Origin of the sequence: Chitinophaga lutea (assembly GCF_003813775.1) — a bacterium.
Lineage (GTDB): Bacteria > Bacteroidota > Bacteroidia > Chitinophagales > Chitinophagaceae > Chitinophaga > Chitinophaga lutea.
In genome coordinates this window covers 1533231-1554307 of record NZ_RPDH01000002.1, presented here as the reverse complement: position 1 = coordinate 1554307, position 21077 = coordinate 1533231, and the positions used below count along the sequence as shown (strand labels likewise).

The 21077-nt window shown below is 51.9% G+C and carries 15 protein-coding genes and 1 tRNA gene; 8 read left to right on the top strand and 8 right to left on the bottom strand.

Translation table 11 applies throughout. The features are described 5' to 3' along the window. Positions 1-42: 42 nt before the first annotated feature. Positions 43-417 carry a YccF domain-containing protein gene (locus EGT74_RS18450; RefSeq protein WP_123848041.1) on the bottom strand — a complete coding sequence of 125 codons (375 nt, stop codon included), beginning with the start codon at positions 415-417 and terminating at the stop codon, positions 43-45. Positions 418-541: 124 nt separating this feature from the next. Here EGT74_RS18450 and EGT74_RS18445 point away from each other — a divergent pair, with 124 nt between their 5' ends. Continuing rightward, entirely contained in the window at positions 542-1339 is a 798-nt protein-coding gene (locus tag EGT74_RS18445) for a DUF1266 domain-containing protein (RefSeq protein WP_123848040.1), read from the top strand. Between the two features lie 183 nt (positions 1340-1522). Here the strand turns inward: EGT74_RS18445 and EGT74_RS18440 are convergent, their stop codons facing one another. The 5 genes from EGT74_RS18440 to EGT74_RS18420 form a co-directional block, all read right to left on the bottom strand. Then, positions 1523-1909: a hypothetical protein gene (locus EGT74_RS18440; protein ID WP_123848039.1), complete on the bottom strand. Its 387-nt coding sequence runs from the start codon at positions 1907-1909 to the stop codon at positions 1523-1525. A 245-nt stretch (positions 1910-2154) separates the two neighbouring features. Further along, the gene (locus tag EGT74_RS18435; protein WP_123848038.1) at positions 2155-3915 is read right to left on the bottom strand and encodes a SusD/RagB family nutrient-binding outer membrane lipoprotein; all 1761 of its coding nucleotides are present in this window, start codon (positions 3913-3915) and stop codon (positions 2155-2157) included. Between the two features lie 19 nt (positions 3916-3934). Then, complete coding sequence (locus EGT74_RS18430; RefSeq protein ID WP_394338038.1) at positions 3935-7198, bottom strand: SusC/RagA family TonB-linked outer membrane protein; 3264 nt, start codon at positions 7196-7198, stop codon at positions 3935-3937. 786 nt (positions 7199-7984) lie between these two features. Continuing rightward, the gene (locus EGT74_RS18425; protein ID WP_123848036.1) at positions 7985-9187 is read right to left on the bottom strand and encodes an ROK family transcriptional regulator; all 1203 of its coding nucleotides are present in this window, start codon (positions 9185-9187) and stop codon (positions 7985-7987) included. 505 nt (positions 9188-9692) lie between these two features. Further along, positions 9693-9766, bottom strand: a tRNA-Arg gene (locus tag EGT74_RS18420). 92 nt (positions 9767-9858) lie between these two features. On the opposite strand from EGT74_RS18420, the gene ung reads away from it, so the two are divergent. Beyond that, positions 9859-10530: a uracil-DNA glycosylase gene (gene ung / locus EGT74_RS18415; RefSeq protein WP_123848035.1), complete on the top strand. Its 672-nt coding sequence runs from the start codon at positions 9859-9861 to the stop codon at positions 10528-10530. Positions 10531-10559: 29 nt separating this feature from the next. Further along, entirely contained in the window at positions 10560-11351 is a 792-nt protein-coding gene (locus EGT74_RS18410) for a lysophospholipid acyltransferase family protein (protein WP_123848034.1), read from the top strand. Positions 11352-11532: 181 nt separating this feature from the next. Here EGT74_RS18410 and EGT74_RS18405 read toward each other — a convergent pair whose 3' ends face one another. Next, positions 11533-11913 carry a VOC family protein gene (locus tag EGT74_RS18405; RefSeq protein ID WP_123848033.1) on the bottom strand — a complete coding sequence of 127 codons (381 nt, stop codon included), beginning with the start codon at positions 11911-11913 and terminating at the stop codon, positions 11533-11535. A 76-nt stretch (positions 11914-11989) separates the two neighbouring features. After that, entirely contained in the window at positions 11990-12784 is a 795-nt protein-coding gene (locus EGT74_RS18400) for a helix-turn-helix domain-containing protein (RefSeq protein ID WP_123848032.1), read from the bottom strand. A gap of 128 nt (positions 12785-12912) precedes the next feature. Between EGT74_RS18400 and EGT74_RS18395 the strand changes: the two genes are divergently transcribed. The 5 genes from EGT74_RS18395 to EGT74_RS18375 all read left to right on the top strand — a co-directional run bounded on the left by EGT74_RS18395 (position 12913) and on the right by EGT74_RS18375 (position 21070). Continuing rightward, positions 12913-13485 carry an RNA polymerase sigma factor gene (locus EGT74_RS18395; protein ID WP_158618216.1) on the top strand — a complete coding sequence of 191 codons (573 nt, stop codon included), beginning with the start codon at positions 12913-12915 and terminating at the stop codon, positions 13483-13485. Positions 13486-13559: 74 nt separating this feature from the next. After that, on the top strand, positions 13560-14624 hold the full coding sequence (locus tag EGT74_RS18390; protein WP_123848030.1) for a FecR family protein: 1065 nt from the start codon (positions 13560-13562) through the stop codon (positions 14622-14624). 186 nt (positions 14625-14810) lie between these two features. Next, positions 14811-18017 carry a SusC/RagA family TonB-linked outer membrane protein gene (locus EGT74_RS18385; RefSeq protein WP_220392903.1) on the top strand — a complete coding sequence of 1069 codons (3207 nt, stop codon included), beginning with the start codon at positions 14811-14813 and terminating at the stop codon, positions 18015-18017. A 17-nt stretch (positions 18018-18034) separates the two neighbouring features. Then, entirely contained in the window at positions 18035-19636 is a 1602-nt protein-coding gene (locus EGT74_RS18380) for a RagB/SusD family nutrient uptake outer membrane protein (protein ID WP_123848028.1), read from the top strand. Positions 19637-19789: 153 nt separating this feature from the next. Further along, a complete protein-coding gene (locus EGT74_RS18375; RefSeq protein ID WP_123848027.1) occupies positions 19790-21070 on the top strand; it encodes a Gfo/Idh/MocA family oxidoreductase in 1281 nt (426 codons plus the stop codon). The last annotated feature ends 7 nt before the right edge of the window (positions 21071-21077 follow it).

Below are 21077 nucleotides of genomic sequence, written 5' to 3'. Positions count from 1 at the left end.
CTTTTCCCCGCTCTTCGACACATTTGGGGGCGGGGTATTTGGTTAGGGCCGGTACAATTCCTTCCCGAAGGGCGTGAAAGTGAGCGCGAGCAGTTTAAAATGCTGCCTTGCGAACGGGATGCCGATGATGGTGATGGCCAGCAGCAAACCGAAAAGGAGATGCCCAAGGGCTACCCAGATGCCGCCGAACAGTATCCACAGGATATTCATGATGGTGGCGAGGCAGCCGGTATCGCCGGGGATTTCGCGCACGCCGGTGCCGAAGGGCCAGAGCGTCAGGATGCCGATCTTGAATAGCTGTAAGCCGAAAGGAATGCCGATGATGGTGAGGCAAAGGCAGAAACCGCCCACCATATAGCCGATAAAGGAATAAAAGCCGCCGAAAATGAGCCAGATCAGGTTGCCGAGAAAATTCATGGGGATAAATATAAACGAATATCCGCCAATCCATCGCGCATTTCAAAAAATACACCACGGAAATGGAATGCAGGTGCCTGAGCTGCCGCACCTGTTATAAATTGGAGGAAATACCATATTTCTTATGAACACGAACCTCCTTGCATATCTCGTGATCGCCGTTGGCGCAGGGTACTTCATCGTAGCCCGGGTGATCCCGTTTTTTAAAAAAGTATCCAAAGCCACCAAAGGCATATTCTCCAAAATTTACCGCAATAAAAATTCTTCCCTCACCAACGACCAGTACAAAAAAGTATCGCTCGGCGCTATTTACAGCGAACAGCAAACAACGTACATCAACTCGCTGGAAACCGGGATGAACAAAGACGATCTGAAAACGATCCTTGAAAACTGGTGGGGCATCTCCAACCGCGAAGAGGCGCTGGAAACTTTATCCTACCTCAGTGTGAAGGGCTTCCGGTTTTACCTGCCGGCCGTATTTAAAGCGTATTCCGCTCCCGAGCCCGGGAAATCGGCCGCGATTCTCGGCGAGATGACCGATCAGGAAGATATCGAAAAAGCATTTTCACAACTGAAGAACCTGGAGGAAACCATCGAGGAACTGAAAACCGGCCAGATCATCACCCACGACAGCGACATTCTCCAATACGGCACCGTGGGGTGGGATTGCGGCAGGCTCGTGTTTGTAGCCCGGCTTTGTTTTGACGCCCGGTATATCACCGAGCAGGAAACGTGGGAGTACATCGACAGCGCGTACACACTGGCCCGGAACCATTTCAGAAGCTGGGACAGTTATGCCAGAAGCTATGTGATCGGCCGTTCGCTCTGGGGTGGTAAAGACGCGCACAACACCGGCATCATGGCGATAGCGAAATACCTTCAGGAAAGCCCGGATAGCCCCTGGGTGCAGTTTCAATGGTAACCGGGCAAACGGAAACGATATGAAGAAGATCACTCCAAGCGCTCGGGCACCTGTTGGCATACACCGGACTGGAAGAATGGATGGGCGAAGGGGGCAAATAGCTGGATCAGCAAACATGCTGTTGGTAACAAAGAGAGAAGTTTTATTGGCATAGGGTTAATTTCGCCAATTATCGATTATTTATTATGTATACCCCACCGTCAGTTTTCTGCCCTTGCTTCCCTTCCAGACTTGAGTAAGGGTATAGGTTTTCAGCACATTGCCCGGATAGGTGTCGGCGTGGCTCCAGATTTCAAGGAAATCGATCAACCCGTCTTTAATAAACAATGTAGCCGTAGCACCGGAAGGGATTATATCAGACTCGATGGTCACCCCATCCAGCACCAGGCGCCCTGTATCCAGCCGGTGCTGTTCAATACCGGCTGCGTGGCTGAAAGAAACAAAAACACCACTGATCGTGTAATCGTATTCAGCATCGGATAAATATGGGACCTGGCGTTTCAGTATTCCTGCGTCATCTCCGTCGAGCAGCAATTCCAGGATGTCGGCTATAAATTTCGATTGCAGCATATTGCGCCATTTGGACGTTGTAAATATAAAAGAGGGCAGCCAATGAGTATGCTTATGTAAAAAGACGACCCAATACGGAAAAGGTTGCATGGTGATGATATTTTTTTCGCATGGCGGGTGATTTCACCCTCCCGGAGCAGCTCAAACCTGCCATCCTCCTGCGATCCTTCGCTCATCCTGAAAACGGCAAAACCCGCTCAAACGAGCGGGTTTTGTCAAAAAAGTGGACCGGATTGGATGTAATCTTATTCGTAATTGTAATTGTCCCAGTAAGGGTTTACCCCTTTCAAAGCCGCAGGCACCCAGAATATCGGGGTTGTAAAGTTGTCCTGGTTCTTTACAGTGGCATAGTTGTCGGGGTTTGTCTGCTGTTCGGAAACAGGATATCTCAAACGTTCCGGGAGCGGCTTCATTACTTTAGTATTGAAGGTCATGGGCTCCAGTTTGGGATGCCGGGTCCTTCTCAATTCCGCCCATAACTCGTAAGGGCACATAAGGTTCAGGTGAACATATTTCTGCTGCATCAGCAATTCCATCTTATCCTCGGTATTCACTCTGCTGTTGAACCTGGCGGCAATCGAGTCTGCATAGGTATTAATGACCGTTGCCGAAGGTTTGGCAGGATGCATCAGCGGGGTGGAGGTGGCAAAGGGACTATTCTGGTTGAGCGTGTACCAGAAATTGGTGGAGTTATTGATTGCGTCTTTAATATGCGCTGCGGGCGTTTTGCCGGTTGTGCCGAGGTTTTTGAGGGCAACCTCCGCCAGCAGCAGATCTGTTTCGGCCAGCGACATCATATACACCGGGTACTTCTCATTACGGGCAAACGTTGCGAGGTTGTACATGGAGCGGGCGTTCTGTTTAAAATGTTCATTCAGGTCACCATAGGGACCGCCTGTATAATACCTTTCGCCTGCCGTATAAGCGGCTTTCTGACCGTCGGAGTTCATATTCACGCCACGATAGTCACCTACTGCCGGAGTAGAAGTAAAATCGCTGAACCTGGTAGGCATCGCCAGAACAGGCAGCCGCGGGTCATCAATGCCGGGCTCGTAACGGGTATTGTTCCTGTTCATCCTCCTCATGATAATGTCGGGGATGAATGTGGCAGGCCAGCCTTCGCCGATACCACGGATCCATTCACCACCGCCATTGGCCATCAGGGCATAGGGCATGCTCCATACCTGGTCGCTTGCGGGCAGATTATTCTTGGAAAGCACATCCTGGATATGCGATTTGGCAAAAGCTTCTTCCACGCCCGAAATCCTCACAGCAAATTTCAGCCGGATGGCATTTATATATTGCACCCATTTGTTGATATCGCCCCGGAACGCAATATCCTGTGTATTGAATACTGCTTTGGCGGATACGGACATTTTGCTATACTCGCCCGGCAGGTCGGTGGATATTTTTTTTAACTCGTCCAGCACGCTTTTATAAATCTCCTTCGGGTCGTCGTATTTAGGGAAAAACACCCTGTCTTTACCTTTGAATGCCTCCGAATATGGAATATTATTATAAAAGTCAACCGCCAGCAAAGCCGCATAATCCTTCATAACGGTTGTAAGGGAGTAGTATATCTGGTTATCATCCAGCTCGGCCCCTGATACCGCTGCTATATTGTCTTTAATAACGGCCCAGGCATTCACACTGCCATAGAAGGCGCCCAGCCTGTTTTGCCAGAGCTGGTTTTCGGAGCCAAAAGCCGTCGTGCCGGTAAGGTCGTCATAAGTTGAAAACCAGGCGTACCGGTCGGTAATGTAGCGATGGGATACTTGCGTGTAGCCGGCAACCCCCATTGAACCGGTGCCTGCCAGCTCCCACCACCACTCGCCGTAGTCCTGTACATATAGCTTCCAGGCGTACAGGGTTTTGGTAAACATCCCGGCAAACAGGTTGCCGGTCTTATCATAATTTTCCGGGTTGGGAAATTCTTTTTCAAGCGTTTTCTTGCAGGACGCAAACGCTACCGAAAAAACAATCATCCCTATAAGTATCTTTTTCATGATTTTTCTTTTGAAGCTTTTAGAAACTAACATTTACACCAAAACTGAAAGACCTGATAGAGGGATAGAATGAATTTTCAATATATCCCTGGGCGCCCAGCGCGCCTTCTGGATCGATGTTGGGCAGCGTCTTATACAAATAGCCCAGGTTCCTTGCTGCGGCAGTTACCGAAAGTTTCTGCAGTTTCAGCATATTCGAAACCTTCTTGGGCAGGCTGTACTCCAGCGAAATCTCGCGCAGTTTGATGTAATCGTTTTTGAACAAACGGTCCGGAGGCCATGATGTGCCAAGGTCGTTGATATAGGTCTGGTAGTAGGCGGGAGCGCTTATGATAGCATCGTTCTTTTCATATCTGACGGTGCCGCCCGAATTCACTTCTTTCATACCATCGAGCACAATACCGTCGTGGTAAACAACGCCGTCCCGTGCATTCCCGGGAGCCGGTTTATTGTGCTCCCATTTTACCCTGGCGCCAGAAGCATTGTCTATATAGTAGGCCAACCCGCCGGTTGCTTCATCCCTGCCGGGAAGCGAAGCTTTGATTACACCGGTGCCCATCAGGTAGTTATTGGTGTAAGAGAAGATGGTGCCCCCGAATTTGTAATCAATGCCAATGTGAAAATTGAAACCCTTAAAGGAGAAATCGCTGTACAAACCGCCAAATACTTTGGGGTTTACATTTTTACCGGTAGTGGTAACCTGGTCGCTCAGCGCATACAAACCATTGCTGCCTACGATCCTGTTGCCATCGGGGGTGCGCTTGTAGTCATACGCGCGTATTTCCCCCATGCGTTCTCCTTCTTTGGCCCAAACCTGGAACCCGGAGTTGCCATCAACATATTTTTGGGTTATCCCGGGATATAGCTTGATGACTTTAGAAAACTGGTTAGCAGCCGTAAAAGTCAAATCCCAACGATATTTCGGGGTGGCCAGGGGAGCACCTTTTATTAAAAGTTCAAAGCCCCAGTTTTTCACGTTACCGGTATTGATTTTTGCCGCAGTATAACCGGTAGCCGGTGTGATGGGTTGCTGTACGATCTGGTTGTACGTATTGTTGGTATAAAAAGAAAAGTCGATCTCAACCCTGCTTTTGTCAAACCATCTTGTATTGAAGCCGGTTTCAAATTCACGCTTCCGGAATGGTTTTAACGGTTCCAGGAAGAGGGCAGAGGGAGGCGTAACGGAGGTAGGGCCATACCCATAGGGGAGTTGCCCCACGCTGTATGCGTCATTGGCAAAATACCGGTCGCCAACAGCCGTTGTCGGTCCGCCACCTACGTCTGCCCATGCAAAGCGAAGTTTACCATATTGAAGATGGGGAACGTCAATATCGTTGGAGAAATTATAGGTGAGCGAGAGGCCGGGGTAGAAATAAGAGTAATTGGGTGCTTGCAGAGTGGAGTTCCAGTCGTTCCTTGCCTGCAATTCCAGGTAATAGGTTTCTTTCCAGGAAAGCGTTGCAGAGCCTAAAGCGCTATACAGCACATCTGAGCCCCTTCTCAACCCGGTCACCTTGCCCCTGTCGCCAGAGGTAGGCCAGAACCTGGTATCTGCGTTCCCAAGCGAAAACCAGCCGGGAAATAACAAACCCATATCGCCGGTAGATGAATACATGTTGTTCTCTGTCACTTTCTGGTAAGCGCCGCCACCGAAAGCAAAGAAATTGAAATCGTTGAAGTCCTTTTCATACTTCACCAGGGCCTGGTAATTCTGCACGGTCATATTGCGCTTGCTCCAGCTGTACCTGCCACCCGTTCTTACAGGGGCCAGGCGGATAATTTTATTCTCCGTGATGAAATCCGTATTGGTATAGTCCAAAGAGGCCTGTGCGATCAGGGATATGTTTTTTGTAAACTGAAGTGTCGACCTGAGTGAACTGACCAGGTGAAACTTGTTGTCCTGGTCTTTGTTGTCGTTTTGTTCCCACATGATCCCGGCAACAGCGTTTGGCCAGAAACCGGGGCTTGAACCTGCAAGCCCATAAGGCTCCAGGTCTCTTCTAAAGCCGTCCTGGTCGTGGTAGAACGATTTCATCCAGTTGTAATCATAGTCTCTGTTCAGGCCTGTTGCTACAAACTGTCCAATATTGGGGCGGCGGTTTCGCGTTTGCACGCTATACAGGTTATTGACAAACTCGAATGTTGCAAACTCCGAAACCTTAAAATTGCCATTGAAGCTGAAGGTATTGTTCTTTTGCGTAAACCCGGGGATCACATCCTCATAGGTATTGCGGGTGTAGGAAGCCCTGACGCTCCCCAAAGTGCCGCTTCCCGCAACGGAAACGTTGGTGCGGTTTGACAATGCGGTATTGAAGAAGTCGATAAAGTTATTGGGATATGCCCTATACGTGCCCATTGTGCTGTCATAAAGCATCACATTGCTGTTATCGAACCTGGGCCCGAAACTAAAGCGGCTCAGCGGGAGTTTCCTGGTATTTACCCCGCGGATCAGCGCGTATTGGGTATCACGTACGGAGGCTCCGGACCCGAAGTCATTTTGAAAATCGATGAATGTAAACGGCTTGTCCACCGTTACCTGATGGGAGAGTGTTATACCAAGCCCCCTTGTCTGTTTCCCGCTTTTTGTAGTGATCAGCACCACGCCGTTCAGCGCCTGGCTGCCATAGAGCACGGTAGCTTTTGCGCCCTTCAGGATTTCAATCGATTCAATATCGTCGGCGTTGATGTCATTCACACCTGACCCATAGTCAAAAGAGTTTAACGGGTCATAACCCCTGCTTTCCATGGAGGTTTTTTCATCATACAGTGGTACGCCATCCACTACGAACAAAGGTCTTGTATTGGTGTTTGATTCGAGGCCGGCAGCGCCCCTGATGCGCACGTTCACACCGCCGGTTGGGCCGGCCGAGGAAATGTTGATGCCAACGCCCGCAGCCTTACCATACAAGGCGAGAAAGGGGTTCAGGGTTGCACCCGCTTTCGTCAGGTCTTCTCCTTTAACCGTTGCGGTAGCATACCCGAGGGCTCTTTTTTCCCTTTTAATGCCGAGGGCGGTTACCACTACGTCACCCAGCCCAACAACACTCTCTTCCATGACTATGTTAAGCACGTTACTCTGGCCAACCTTCACTTCCTGGCCTTTGAAATTAATGGAGCTAAAAACCAGGATGGCGTCAGGCTTGTCAAATGTAATGCTGAATTTGCCCTGTACGTCGGTAGCGCTGCCAATGTTAGTACCTTTAAGGAGAACCGTGACCGCCGGCACAGGGTCTCCTTGCACATCGGTAACCGTACCGGAAATTGTTCGTTTTTGCTGAGCCATCGCAATGCCCACCCAAAAACAAAATAACAGGATCATTGAGATCCGCCGTTTTGCATCTTTCATGTTGCAGTTGTTTTAGATTTGAAAAGTTTAAAAGCGATTAGTCTACATTTGGTTGATTATCAATACATCGAAATCCATTCGTCGGGCCGTACCCCGTTCTCCTGATTCTGGTTGTTTGTGATGATGCCAATACGTGTTCACTGTTTTTATTTGGTTGATGATTACTGCATCCAAGCCCCATTAGCCGGGCGGTATGCTCTTCGCCCGAGATGGTTGTGCATGATGATGCCAATACCGTCCACTATCTATATTGAATGATTATTACTGCATGAAAGCATTTACCGGGCCGTACCCTGTTCACTGATTCTGGCGGTGTGTCATTTTAATCAACACCTGTTCACTGTCTAAATTTGGTTGATCGCTACAGCATCGACGCTCATTCGCCGGGCCGTACCCCTGTTCACTGATTCTGGCGGTGTCATTTTAATCAACACCTGTTCACTGTCTAAATTTGGTTGATCGCTACGGCATCGACGCTCATCCGCCGGGCCGTACCCTGTTCACTGATTCTGGCTGTGTGTCATTCTACCAACACCTGTTCACTGTCTAAATTTGGTTGATCGCTACAGCATCGACGCTCATCCGCCGGGCCGTACCCTGTTCACTGATTCTGGTGGTGTGTCATTCTCTCAACACCTGTTCATTGTCTAAATTTGGTTGATCGCTACAGCATCGATGCTCATTTGCCGTACCTTTTTTATATTTATGTATGCTCGTGTATGATTATGCCAGCACCCTGTCCCCCTTGTTTTTCGCCGGTTTCTTATCATAGTTTTCAATCACCAATGCCGCGGCACCGATCAGCTCTGCGCGGTTATTGAGTGTAGATACCGCCAACTCAGACTGGGATGCCAGCCTGGGTATACAATAGCTGTTTACTGCCTGCTGCACTGGCGCCAGCCAAAGTTTGCCTGCCGCCGCCCCCCGGCCGCTCAGTATGATCAATTCGGGGTTCAGTATATGAATCAGGATGGCGATACCCCTGCCGATGTTGTAGGCCGCTTCCGAGAGCAGCTCAACAGCGAACGTGTCGCCGTGTGTGGCTGCACTAATGATAGTATTGCAGGCCTCTTCAAAATCTTCAGGCATTTCCTCAATGGTTGAAACCCGCCCGCTTTTCAATCCTTCCACGGCTCTTTCAATTACCACCAACATGGATGCTTCGGTTTCAAGGCATCCACTTTTACCGCAACTGCATAATTTGTTGTTGACGAAGATGGGGATGTGGCTGAACTCCCCGGCAAATCCCGTGCATCCGCGGAACAATTCACCATTCAAAATAAGTCCCAGTCCGATGCCCCAGTTAATATTGATGACCATTACATCGCTTCGGCCGCGGGCTGCTCCCAGCCGGAATTCCGCAAGCGCGATCAGGCTGGAGTCGTTGTCTATATATACCGGTATCCCAACCCGGTTCTGCAAAAAATCGACGATGCTGGTAGGGGTTTTAAGGAAAGAATAGTTGATCCCTTTGGAGACATCCACGAAGCCAGGCATTCCAATGCCCATTCCAATGATTTTATCGCGTGCTATGGTTGAATTGTCGATAAAGTGGTTCAGCTGATTGGCCAACACTCCCAGCGCATCCGGGTTCTTTGGCAGCGGCAGTCCGATTTTTTCTGTGCAGATAATGTCACAATTCTGCATATCAATGATGGCGATGCGGGTCACCAACTGGTCCATCGCCACTGATACCACATACATCTTTTCCGGCTTAAGGGCATACACCTGCGGACGCCTGCCGCCGGACGAAGGTGCGTATCCTTTTTCTTCCACAAGCCCTTCTTTCACCAGTTCTCCCAAAATGCGGACCGTCAATGGCAGGCTTTTTTCTATCCGCGAACTGATCTCTGTACCAGACAGCGCATTTCCGAAGCAGAGCTCCTTTAAAATCCTTCGTTTGTACAGGTCAGATTTGCTAAACATTAATGAAAGGTAAATAGAAATTGGAAAAACAACAATAGTATGGTTAATAATTAGAAAACCTGGCGCATCTTTTTAAAAAAATAGCAATAGTTTGTTCAGGAAAAGTATAAGTGGGCAAACCTAAGCAGGTATTATTATAAAGCATTGATTCTGATATTCTAATGCGATAGGTTAACGGAGAAACCTGTCGGTGTACTGGATAGCTTCAGTGCCTGGATAGGCAACCTTGGGGTAGTATAGCATCGATAAAAGTCAAAATAGCATAGATAATAAAGGTTTTCTTCTCGCTATCTATGCACAGTGCAAAGGATTGCACGGAAGGGTTTTCAATACCATATTAGATCAACCGGATGTAACGGATGAGCATAGCCGAAATGGTCATCCTGCCGGAAGACTGGTTAAAGGATCACAAACCATCCTCTTCATAAATGATTTTATGATTCCGGATGCGACCGGTGGAAAATAAAAAACAGGCTACCAAAACTGGAAGCCTGCCTGACCCTTGTGAACCGGATTGGATTCGAACCAATGACCTGCTGCTTAGAAGGCAGCTGCTCTATCCAGCTGAGCTACCGGTCCGGTACACAATAAATTTTTTTTTACTGGGAGTGCAAATTTATATAATTTCCCGTTAATTAATCAAAATAATCCTCTGATTCAAAATTATAGTAATGGATGTAAAGATCGAAAGCAGCTGGAAAGAAGTGTTGAAAGATGAATTTCAGAAAGCATATTTTGAGCAGATCGTGATGTTCCTGAAACATGAAAAAGCCTTGGGTAAAACCATTTATCCCTCCGGAAACCTGATTTTCAATGCATTTGATAAAACACCTTTCGACAACGTAAAAGTAGTCATTCTCGGCCAGGATCCTTACCACGGCCCCGGCCAGGCGCACGGCCTGTGTTTCAGCGTGCAGAAGGGTATTAAACCACCGCCTTCCCTCGTCAATATATATAAAGAGATGCAGAAAGACATCGGTTCCGCCATCCCGGAGACGGGGGACCTCACCCCCTGGGCCGAAAGCGGCGTATTGCTGCTCAATGCCATGCTTACGGTGCGCGACGGGGAACCAGCCTCGCACAGCAAAATAGGCTGGGAGAGTTTTACGGACGCGGTCATCCGCAAGGTGTCCGATCTCAAGGATGGCGTGGTGTTCATGCTCTGGGGCAAGTTCGCGCAAGACAAACAGGTGCTGATCGACGGTACGAAACATTACATCCTGAAAGCGGCCCATCCGTCACCTTTCAGCGCAGATAAAGGTTTTTTCGGCTGCCGGCATTTTTCCAAAGCAAATGAAATACTGACCCGGCAGGGCAAAGAACCGGTGAACTGGCAATTGTAAATAAAATTGTAATTATTGATTCCCTTTACATGAATTGGCTCAGAAACATAGCAGGGCGTGTGTTTGCCGTTTACGGATTGTTACTGTTCGCAGCTACTTTACTGATTGTGCTGATACCCATCTGGATTGTTTCCTTTTTTCCCGACCCGCAGAAAACCCGCAGTTTCCTCGCCATCGGCCGCGTATGGATGAAGGTGTACATGAACCTCATCTTTTGCCCGGTATACCGCAAAGGCCTGGAGCATTTCAAAAAGGGGCAGGTGTACGTAGTGGTATGCAACCACAATTCTTTCATGGACGTGCCCGTTACGACACCTGGTGTGCCCGGTGTGAATAAAACCCTCGCCAAGGCTGAAATGGCGAAGATTCCCCTTTTTGGTATGATGTACAGGATTGGCGGCATCATGGTAGACCGGAAAAACGACGCGAGCCGGCGCCAGAGTTTCGAGCACATGCAAAAAGCCCTGGAAATGGGCATGCACATGGTGCTTTTCCCGGAAGGCACCCGCAACCGCACCGGTTACCCGCTGAAGAATTTTTACGACGGGGCTTTCATGCTCGCCATCGACACGCAAACGCCCATCATGCCCTCGCTGCTTTTCCATACGCGCGACATCCTGCTGCCGGGCAAATTTTTCGCCCTGCCGCACCGCATCGACTTTCACTTCCTGCCGCCCGTTTCCACCGAGGGCCTCACGCGCGCCGACTTGCCCCTGTTAAAAGAGAAAGTATTCGTCACCATGTGGGATTATTACATCGCCAACGGCGGCTCCGGGGAAGTGCATTTCCGGCCTGAGCAACTGTTACAGCGGAAAGACTGACACCACGCAGGCCACTGCCTGTGCCCGGAACGCGCTTTGCAACTGCATCATCGTGAACCGCCAGTTGTTCCAGGAACGCCATACCGCTACTGCATCATCGTGAAACCACCGGCTGTCCCCGGAATACTACACCGCTACCACATCATCGTGAATCGCCAGTTGTTTCCGGAACACCGCACCGCTACTGCATCGATGTAAACCACCAGCTGTTCCCGAAAGCATCGAACACGCCCGCAGATCTGCCGTAGTCTTTATCCGCCGGTTCTTCCTGCGGCCTGGCGCCTTCCGCCAGGGCTTTGCGGTAAGTATCGTCCGTGTCCTTCACGTACATAAATACGGCGCCGGGCTGCGGCGGGTAAACCGCCGTGCTGTTGCCCAGCATGATAACGCTGTCGTCTATACGCAGCTCGGCATGCATCACCCTGCCGGCGCCGTCTTTATACACCATGATTTCTTCCGCATCAAAAACGGTTTTTACAAAATGCATGAACCGGTCTGCGTCGGGCACCAGAAAATAAGGGCTCACGGCCGGGTATCCTTCAGGTTTGTTTCTTGTAGACATAACGAATGGTTTGATCGTACGGCAAAAGTAAACCGCGGGGCAGGGGGGAAATTGGATAAACACGACATTTTGGAAACTACTCGCGGTATTCGATGCCTTCGGGCCTGCCGGCAAAGTACTCGCGGGGATGATAGCCGGAAAACGCCCTGAACTCGCGGATGAAATGGCTCTGGTCGTAGTACCCGCAGGCGTAACCGATGGCCGTCAGGCTCATGTCTTTGGCGCCGTATGCTTCCAGCGCCTGCTGGAAGCGGATGATGCGGGTGTAGAGCTTGGGGGAAAAGCCGCAATAGGTTTTGAACGTTCTTTCGAACTGGCGGGTAGACAGGCAGATGTGCCCGGCCAGTTCCTCCACGTTCAGTTGCCCCTTATGCTGCAGGATGTGCCGCAATGCGATGTGCGCCACGGTGGGATGTTCTTCTTTGTTCCGCAGCCGGCCGCTGAGGAAACGGCTCAGCAGCCGCACCCTTTCTTCGTGGCCGGCGGCGGTCATGATCTGTTCTTCGAGCAGGCTGCCTTCGTGCCCCAGTACCGAGGCCAGGTCGGGCATCTGGTTGCTGAAATCCGGGGAAGCGAGGCCGAACAGGTGCGGCAAAGCGGTGGGGTAGAGGTATGCGCCGAAAATGCCGAAACTTTCCTGCGTGAGGAAACGGCGGTGATGGCTGCTTTGTGCATGAACGACCGCAGCATGCGAGGCGCCGCTGCCGGCCGGCTCGGAGAACACACCTTTATAATGAAATATTAATTCGGCGCAGCCGTCAGCCATGGAACGGTACACATACGGCTCACCCGCCGGCACATCGTGCTCGAACACCCAGAACATCCGTACGTGGGCGGCCAGTTGCGGCGGAGGCGGAAAGGTGAGATACATAAAGCATTATTCTCCTTAAAGTTAACAATATCGTCCTTCTCATTCCCGAAAGTTTTATATATTGTTGAGCATCAATTACGCGTCAATTACGGCAATTGGACAATATCTCGCATTTTACGGATGAAACAGTGTTATGGTCAGCTGTCAGGGATGGCGATGCCGGCGCTTTCAAAGCATTGTACGAGGCGTATGCCGACGTGCTTTACCGCTACGGCCTCCGCTTTTTTGACGATGAAGACACCGTGAAGGATTGTATGCACGACCTGTTTGTAGATCTCCACCGCTATCACCGGAACCTTTCCCCGGCTGTAAATATCCGCTTTTACCTGCTGGGCGCTTTCCGGCGCAAACTCCACGAAGCCCGCCGCAAGGCCTCCCTGATACGTTTCGGCGCCCCGGCTGAAATGCCCTTCCTGATTGAATTTGATGTGGAACAACAGCTCGTGGAAAACGAACGGCAGCAGGCGATGCTCCGTCAGCTGGCCGCAGCCCTTTCGCGCCTGCCCTCCAGGCAGAAAGAAGTGCTCTACCTCCGTTATAATTGCGACCTCGGTTATGAAGAAGTGGCGGAAATCATGAAAATCAGCATCCCCACCTGCCGCACGCTGGCGTACCGCGCCATCCAGCAATTGCGCGAACAGGTGAAAACCGCGCCCATGTACCTGATCGCCGCCTGCCTGCTGGCCCTTTCACGGGGGTAACCCTCTTCACAAAAAAAAGTTTAACAATATAGTCTATATCCCTTCCATTCTTCACTCTATATAATAAATCAAGCATGAGTCAGCATAATGAGCTTTTCGGGAATGATGAACCGCTGGAATCCGGTGTGAGGGAGATCGTGAGCGCGGCCGGCAACGAAAGCATGAAACCGGAAGACAAAGCGGCATTGTGGGAACGCATCCAGAGCGGCTTTACACACCAACCGTCCGTATTCCGCATCGGCTGGAAAGTAGCCGCCGCCGTACTGGTGCTCATCGCGGCCGGCTGGTGGCTGTTGCAGCCGCGGCCATCCGAAAGCGGCGTGCTGACTTTCGCCCGGAATCAGACAGTGAAGGATTCGTCAACGGAAACCAGGCTTTTGTTAAGCAATAACCAGCAGGTAACATTATCGGATACCAGCGCCAGCCTTACCTACAGCCGGAACGGCACGCAGGTGAGCGTGAACGACCGGCAGCAGTACGAACAGGAAGGGCAGGAGGGCCAGTACAACACCCTCATCGTACCCTACGGCCGCCGCGCCAGGGTGCAGCTGCAGGACGGTTCCGTAGTATGGCTCAACGCCGGCTCGAGGCTGGTGTACCCCATGATGTTCAGCGAAAAAAGCCGCGAAGTGTTTCTGGAAGGAGAGGGATATTTCGATGTGACCGCGAATGAACAACAACCGTTTTTTGTATACACCAGTCACCTCAAAACCGCAGTGCTGGGCACGGAATTTAATATCAACGCATACGCCGACGAAGACAATGAAACCGTGGTGCTGGCGAAAGGCAGCGTAAAAGTGAAAACCAATAAAGGCAATGCAGAACGGCTGCTGGCCCCGGGGAACCTGGCAGGCTACGCCATCGCTACGCAAAATATGTATCAGGAAAATGTCAACATATTGGCCTATACGGCCTGGAAAGACGGGCGGCTGATGTTTGAACAGGCGCCGCTAAACCATATTCTTAAAAAACTGAGCAGGTACTTTAATGTTGCTATTACCAGTGAGACTAATTTAAAATCCACATTTTCCGGTGACCTCGATCTGTCAGAAGATATCCGGGATGTAATGGAAGCAGTGAGCGTGAGTACAGGATTATCATTCAAAAAAACTGAACAGGGTTTCGTATTTGAAAATTGAGCTAAACAACCAATAATCTGATGTAAAAAAAACGGAAGATGCGCTAACATCTTCCGGCAACTGGTGCCGACGGGTATCGGAACCAGCATGCTATTGTAATCATGTAAACACTGTAAATGTATGCAAAAAAAACACGTCCCGAAGCATGGCCTCCGGAAGGGAAATGCTTTGCCTAAAGTGATCAGGATGATGAAGTTGACCGTATTCATGTTTTTTGTGGGAATATCCGCGGTATTCTCGTCCCCGTCCTACTCGCAGGGGAAAATCAGCGTTCGCCTTGTGCAAGGCAGCCTGCCGGAATTGTTCCAGCAGATCAAGCAGCAGAGCGACTGGCGCATCTTTTACAAAGATGAGCTGGTACAGCGGCAGAAAGTGACGCTGGAAGTGAAAGACAAAAACATCCGCGAGGTGCTCGACCTGGCGCTGGCTAACACCGGGCTCACCTACCGCATCCTGCGCAAGCAGGTGGCCATCGTGCCGCTCAACGCATTTGCCCCGGAAGCGGTGGCGCAGCCGATGCAGCAAGACAGTGGCTGGCTTATCAAAGGCCGGATATTCGACACTCACGAACCGCCCCAGGGCATCCCCGGCGTAACCGTGCGGATCAAAGACAGCAACCAGGGCACCCTGGCGGATGCGGACGGCTACTTCACCATCCGCGCCCGCAAAAACGACGTGCTGCTCTTCAGTCTCATGGGTTATCATCCGCAGGAGGTGACCATTACCAAAGCGGTGAACAGCCTTACTGTTTCTCTGAAAGAAAATGTGTCCGCCCTCGATGAAGTGGTGGTGGTGGGTCTGTCCGAACTGCAGCGCAAGCACATCGCCAGTTCCGTGGGCATGGTGAACGTGCAGTCGCAGATGGCGGGGAAACCGGTTACCCAGTTATCGCAGGCCTTGCAAGGCGGTGTAACGGGTTTGCAGGTGCGGCAAGGCTCCGGTTTACCCGGTGGTGATGCGGCTACTATCAAAATCAGGGGATTGAGCACAACGTCGGGCGTTGGTGGTAATCCGCTGGTACTGGTAGATGGTATTCCCATGGACATGAACTTCATTGACCCGCTGACTGTGGAAAGTGTGACGGTGCTGAAAGATGCTGCGGCTGCAGCCGTATATGGCGCGCGCGGTGGCAACGGCGTTATTCTTGTAACTACCCGGCGCGGTACGCCGGGCAGGGTATCGGTGATTTACGACGGGTATTACGGTGTGCAGAATGCATCCACCATGCCCAAACTGGTCAATGCTCCCACCTACATGAACATGTACAACGAAGCGTTGGCCAATGCGGGCCGCCCGGCTTTCTATTCCCAGGCAGACATCGATAATACCATCGCCGGAACAGACCGGATCAAATACCCGGATACCGACTGGCAGGATGAGATCATTAAAAAGAACGCTCCGATCACCAGCCATTCGCTGTCTGTAAGCGGCGGCAACAACATGGCGCGTTTTGCGCTTACCGCCAACTACCAGTATCATGGCGGCATGATCCCGCTCAACGATTCGAAAAAATACAACGTGCGGGCCAATACCTCCATCACGCTCAGCAAAACCTTTCTGATCAACATGGATATGCTGGCCATCAAACGGAACGTATCATACCCCAACCGTCCCAACGGCAACCAGGGTAACCGTATCCTGGAAGATATTTACCGCGTGCCGCCGACCATCCTGCCTAAATACCCCGCAAAGCCCGGTGCGCCTATCATGTACGGCCGGTATGTGGACATCGTGAACCCGGTGGCATATGCGGAGCAGGGAGGCCAGACGCGATATGAATCCATGCAGAGCAGCATCAACCTGCAACCCAAATGGGAAGTGTTTCCCGGCTTTAACCTCAAAGGCCAGTTCAGCTACCGTCTCAACAGCGATGTGACCAGAACTACCCGGGATAACTATTATTTCTTCGATTATTACTCGGGGCAACTGCTCCAGGTATGGGGGCTCCAGCGGTCGTACGACGCGCCGAGAGGCTCTTACTATTACGCTGCCGCATCCGCAGATTATACGTACAACTTCCGCAAGCACAACTTATTCGCACTTGCGGGGTACTCGCAGGAAGAAACTCAGTCCGGCCAATGGGATGTGATTTCCATGCTGAGCGTATACGGCAAAGTGAATTATTCTTACGACGACCGTTTTTTGCTGGAAGGTGCAATCCGTATGGACGGTAACTCCAAATTCGGGCCCGGGCACAAGTATGGCTATTTCCCGTCTGTAGCATTGGGCTGGAACGTGCATAAAGAAGGTTTCCTGAAAGATTCCCGCACGATCAGCAACCTGAAGCTGCGCGCATCTTACGGCTCGCTGGGTAACCAGGACGTGGATCCCTATCTGTACCAAAACCTCATCAGTTCCGGCGACGGCGTGGAATCCACCTGGGGCAATCCCGATATTACCTGGGAAACGGTCAACATGCTGGACGTCGGTTTCGACCTGGGTTTATACGGCAACAAACTCGAACTGACATTCGACTATTATGATAAAAGAACGAACGGCATCCTGCTGAAACCGCCGGTCTCCTATGTAGGCGGTTTGGGAACGCCTCCCATCAATGCCGGTAAAGTGAAGAATGAAGGTCTCGAGCTGGCGGTAAATTACAATGACCAGATCGGGAAGGATTGGACCATTTCGGTGAGGCCAGGTATTACGTACAATAAAAACGAGATCCTTTCGCTGAAAGGAGGGCCTTACATCAATGCCGGCGCCAACCGCATTGACCAGGAAGGGCACACCATCAACAGCATTTATGGTTACCAGGCACAGGGCCTTTTGCAGGAAAGCGACTTCGGCCCGGGCGGCGCCAGCACCGTTCCGATCTACGCCGGTCAGAAACCGGGCGACATCCGGTATGTTGACCAGAATGGTGATAAGGTAATCGATGGTAAAGACCAGAAACTGATCGGCAACAGAACACCCCTGGTGGACTACTTTGCCAACTTCAGCGTGAGCTACAAAAACTTCGACCTCGAGTTCCTGATTCAGGGCGTTTCCAGCAACGACGTGCTGCTGGCCGGCATGCTGGCGTACCCGCTGGATATGTCGTTCGACGGCGGGGTGCCCACTAAATATTATTCGGAAAACTACTGGACGCCGCAGCGCCCCAATGCCCGTTTCCCGCGCCTTAACACGCTCCCGGCATCCAACAAGCTCACATCCAGCTTCTGGTTCCAGGACGGCGCGTACATGCGCATGAAATACATCCAGCTGGGTTATAACCTGCAAACGGCCGGGCTTAAACGGATGGGTATACAGGGCATGCGCATCTACGCCAACGCCCAGAATCCCTTCGTGTTCACCGGCATGAAACTCGTGGATCCCGAAAGTCAGGGTAACCAGTGGACTTACGGCATTATGAAAACATATATGATGGGCCTGAACGTTCAGTTTTAATTCTTAAAAATCCAACGATGAAAATAAAGTTTGTCAATATCTGGATAGTGGCCGGGGCAGCCATGCTGTTATTCACCGGATGCGAAAAGTTTCTGACCAATGACCACCCCACCGCCATCACCGACGATGTATGGTGGAAAACGGAAGCCAACGCCTACGGCGCATTGGGCTCCATCTACGCCGGCGTGCCCGACGGTACCAGCGGCCGCAACGTGATGCTCATTTCCGGGCTCAGCGATGAAGCGGTGAACCGGGGCGATTTCCGCGGTAACTACGACATCTTCACCCGCGGCCTGCAAAACCCCACCTGGGACGTAGCGGAATGGATCTGGCGCGATAACTATCTAGACATCCGCCGCGCCTGCCGCTTTCTTGAGAACGTAGACAAATGTTTTATGGACTCTACGCTCCGCGAGCGCATGAAATACGAAGCCCGCGCCCTGCGCGCCTATTATCATATGGAGTGCCTCCTGTATTTCGGCGGCATCCCCATCGTCACCAAGTCGCTCACCCCCACGGAAAACGTGATGAAAAGAAATACCGCGGAGGAAGTGTACGCCTTCATCGAAAGCGAGCTGAACGCGTGCGGCGAAAAACTGCCGAAGGAATATGTGAACGATGAGGCCTGGCGCATTTCCAGCGGCACCTGCTACGCGCTGCTCACCCGCCTGGCGATGTACTTCAAAAAATACGATGCCGCCAAAACCGCCGCCGTCAAAGTCATCGGCTCCGGCGTATACCGGCTGCACCGCAGCTCCAATGCGAACGCCAACAGCTACGCCGAGCTTTTCAGCTATGCCGGCGAACTGAACAAAGAGCGCATCTGGTTCAGGAGAGACGGCTGCGGCTCCGCATGGACCACGCTGGCGCCTTACGGCATCGGCGGGGAAACCTATCTGTCGCCGCTCGCCAACGTGGTAGACAACTACGAAACACGGCAGGGCTATTCCATCCAGGAGCTCGGCCCGGATTCCATCGACGCTTACCGCCGTAATCCCAATTATAAAAACAACCGCGACCCGCGCCTCACGGCTTCGGTGTTGTATCCCGGCCAGTCATTCATTGATGCGGCGTACATCCTCAAACCCTTTGACCCCTCCACGCTGAACCTCGACAAGATCGGGGTGCAGAAATCGACCGCCACAGGCTACTGGGTGCGCAAGTACCTCGATCAGCGCGACCGGCAGGGCAGGAGCGGCACGCTCGACTTCATGTTCATCCGCTACGCCGAGGTGCTGCTCAATTACGTGGAATCGCTGCTGGAGCTCGACGACTGGCAGAATCCGGACATCGTTGCCCACCTCAACGACCTGCGCACCCGCGCCGGCATGCCGCCGGTGGACGTGGCCCGGTTCAATACCAAAGACAGGCTGCGTGTGCTCATCCGCCGCGAGCGGCAGGCCGAGCTGGCTTTTGAAGGGCAACGTTATTTCGATATCCGCCGATGGGGCACGGTGAAAGCCGTGATGAACGGGGAGGTGTTCGGGGCTACCGACCCGGCTACCGGCCAGGCCATCAAGGTGCAGGACCGGGCGTACACCGACCGGGATTATTACTGGCCCATCCCGGAGAAGGAAGTGCTGTCGAACCCGAATATGAGACAAAACGACGGTTACTGATAAGCAGAAGGAAAGCAAGCTGGGAGCAAACGGTATAAAAATGCCGTTTGCTCTTTATTATTATGTCGGTTTTTTCCAATATACCATCAGTAAACAAAAAATCTAATTTGTATTTTGTTCCGCTAAAAATCACGTTTACACTTAAATAAAACCATGGGAAAGAAAGAAAACCATTCTTCCAGGCGGGAATTCGTCCGTAACTCACTGGGAGCGTTGGCGGCATTCACGATTGTGCCCCGCCACGTACTGGGGCGCGGTTACCTGGCACCCAGCGATCAGCTTACAAAAGCCGTAGTAGGCACCGGCGGCATGGGCCGCGGCCATTTCGGGTATGCCGGCACGCGGGTGGTAGCCATCTGCGATGTTGACAAAACGCATATCCAGAAGGCGTTGGACGTTTTGCCGAACCAGGGGAAGGGCGTTAAAACATTCGGCGACTACCGCGAGCTCATCCAGCTGCCGGAGGTCGACATCGTACACGTAGCCACCCCGCCGCACTGGCACGGCATCATCGCCGCCGACGCGGCACGCGCCGGTAAAGACGTATGGTGCGAAAAACCGATGACCGCCACCATCGGCGAAGGCAAGCGCCTGGTAGAGGCCGTGCAGCAGCATGGCCGTATTTTCAGGCTCAACACCTGGTTCCGGTTCGATGCCAACTTCTACGGCATGGGCACTACCGTAAAACCCATCAAAAAACTCGTGGAAAGCGGTTTGCTCGGCTGGCCCCTGAAGGTGACCGTGAGCCGCCACACCGGATTCGACTGGAAATTTTTCTGGGTAGGGAAGACCAACCTCGCCCCGCAGGCGGTTCCCAAGGAGCTCGACTATGAAATGTGGCTGGGCCCCGCACCCTACAAGCCCTACACCGCCCACCGCGTGCACAGCACTTTCCGCGGCTACTGGGATTACGACGGCGGCGGCCTCGGCGACATGGGGCAGCACTACCTCGACCCCGTACAGTATTTCCTCGGTAAAGACGATACCAGCCCCGTAAAAGTGGAAATCGACGCGCCCCAGCAGCATACCGATGCGGTAGGCACCTGGCGCAAGATCACCTATACGTATGCAGACGGCTGCCAGATCGTGCTCGACGGCGCCGGCACCGAAACCAACGCAGCCTATATCGAAGGGCCGAAAGGCAAACTGTACCCCGGTTTCAAATCAGATATCCCGGACCTCGAAAAGAAACTCGCCGCATTCCCCGACCCTGCGCCGCAGGTAACGGACTTTGTGGAAGCCGTTAAAAAACGCCAGAAGTTCGCCCTCAATGAAGAGAACGGCCACCGTTCCGCCACCATTGTGAACATGGGTAAAATCGCCCTGCAACTGGGCCGCAACCTGGAGTTCGATCCGGTAAAACAGGAGTTTATCAACGACGAAGGCGCCAACCGGCTGATATTCCAGCCGATGCGCGGACCGTGGACCATCTAATCAACAC

Coding starts and splice junctions, on each gene's coding strand:
- EGT74_RS18380 (WP_123848028.1), top strand. CDS start 18,035: ATGAAAATAAAGTTTGTCAATATCTGGATAGTGGCCGGGGCAGCCATG.
- EGT74_RS18400 (WP_123848032.1), bottom strand. CDS start 12,784: ATGTATCTCACCTTTCCGCCTCCGCCGCAACTGGCCGCCCACGTACGG.
- EGT74_RS18445 (WP_123848040.1), top strand. CDS start 542: ATGAACACGAACCTCCTTGCATATCTCGTGATCGCCGTTGGCGCAGGG.
- EGT74_RS18435 (WP_123848038.1), bottom strand. CDS start 3,915: ATGAAAAAGATACTTATAGGGATGATTGTTTTTTCGGTAGCGTTTGCG.
- EGT74_RS18450 (WP_123848041.1), bottom strand. CDS start 417: ATGAATTTTCTCGGCAACCTGATCTGGCTCATTTTCGGCGGCTTTTAT.
- ung (WP_123848035.1), top strand. CDS start 9,859: ATGGATGTAAAGATCGAAAGCAGCTGGAAAGAAGTGTTGAAAGATGAA.
- EGT74_RS18430 (WP_394338038.1), bottom strand. CDS start 7,198: ATGGCTCAGCAAAAACGAACAATTTCCGGTACGGTTACCGATGTGCAA.
- EGT74_RS18375 (WP_123848027.1), top strand. CDS start 19,790: ATGGGAAAGAAAGAAAACCATTCTTCCAGGCGGGAATTCGTCCGTAAC.
- EGT74_RS18385 (WP_220392903.1), top strand. CDS start 14,811: ATGATGAAGTTGACCGTATTCATGTTTTTTGTGGGAATATCCGCGGTA.
- EGT74_RS18410 (WP_123848034.1), top strand. CDS start 10,560: ATGAATTGGCTCAGAAACATAGCAGGGCGTGTGTTTGCCGTTTACGGA.
- EGT74_RS18425 (WP_123848036.1), bottom strand. CDS start 9,187: ATGTTTAGCAAATCTGACCTGTACAAACGAAGGATTTTAAAGGAGCTC.
- EGT74_RS18390 (WP_123848030.1), top strand. CDS start 13,560: ATGAGTCAGCATAATGAGCTTTTCGGGAATGATGAACCGCTGGAATCC.
- EGT74_RS18440 (WP_123848039.1), bottom strand. CDS start 1,909: ATGCTGCAATCGAAATTTATAGCCGACATCCTGGAATTGCTGCTCGAC.
- EGT74_RS18405 (WP_123848033.1), bottom strand. CDS start 11,913: ATGTCTACAAGAAACAAACCTGAAGGATACCCGGCCGTGAGCCCTTAT.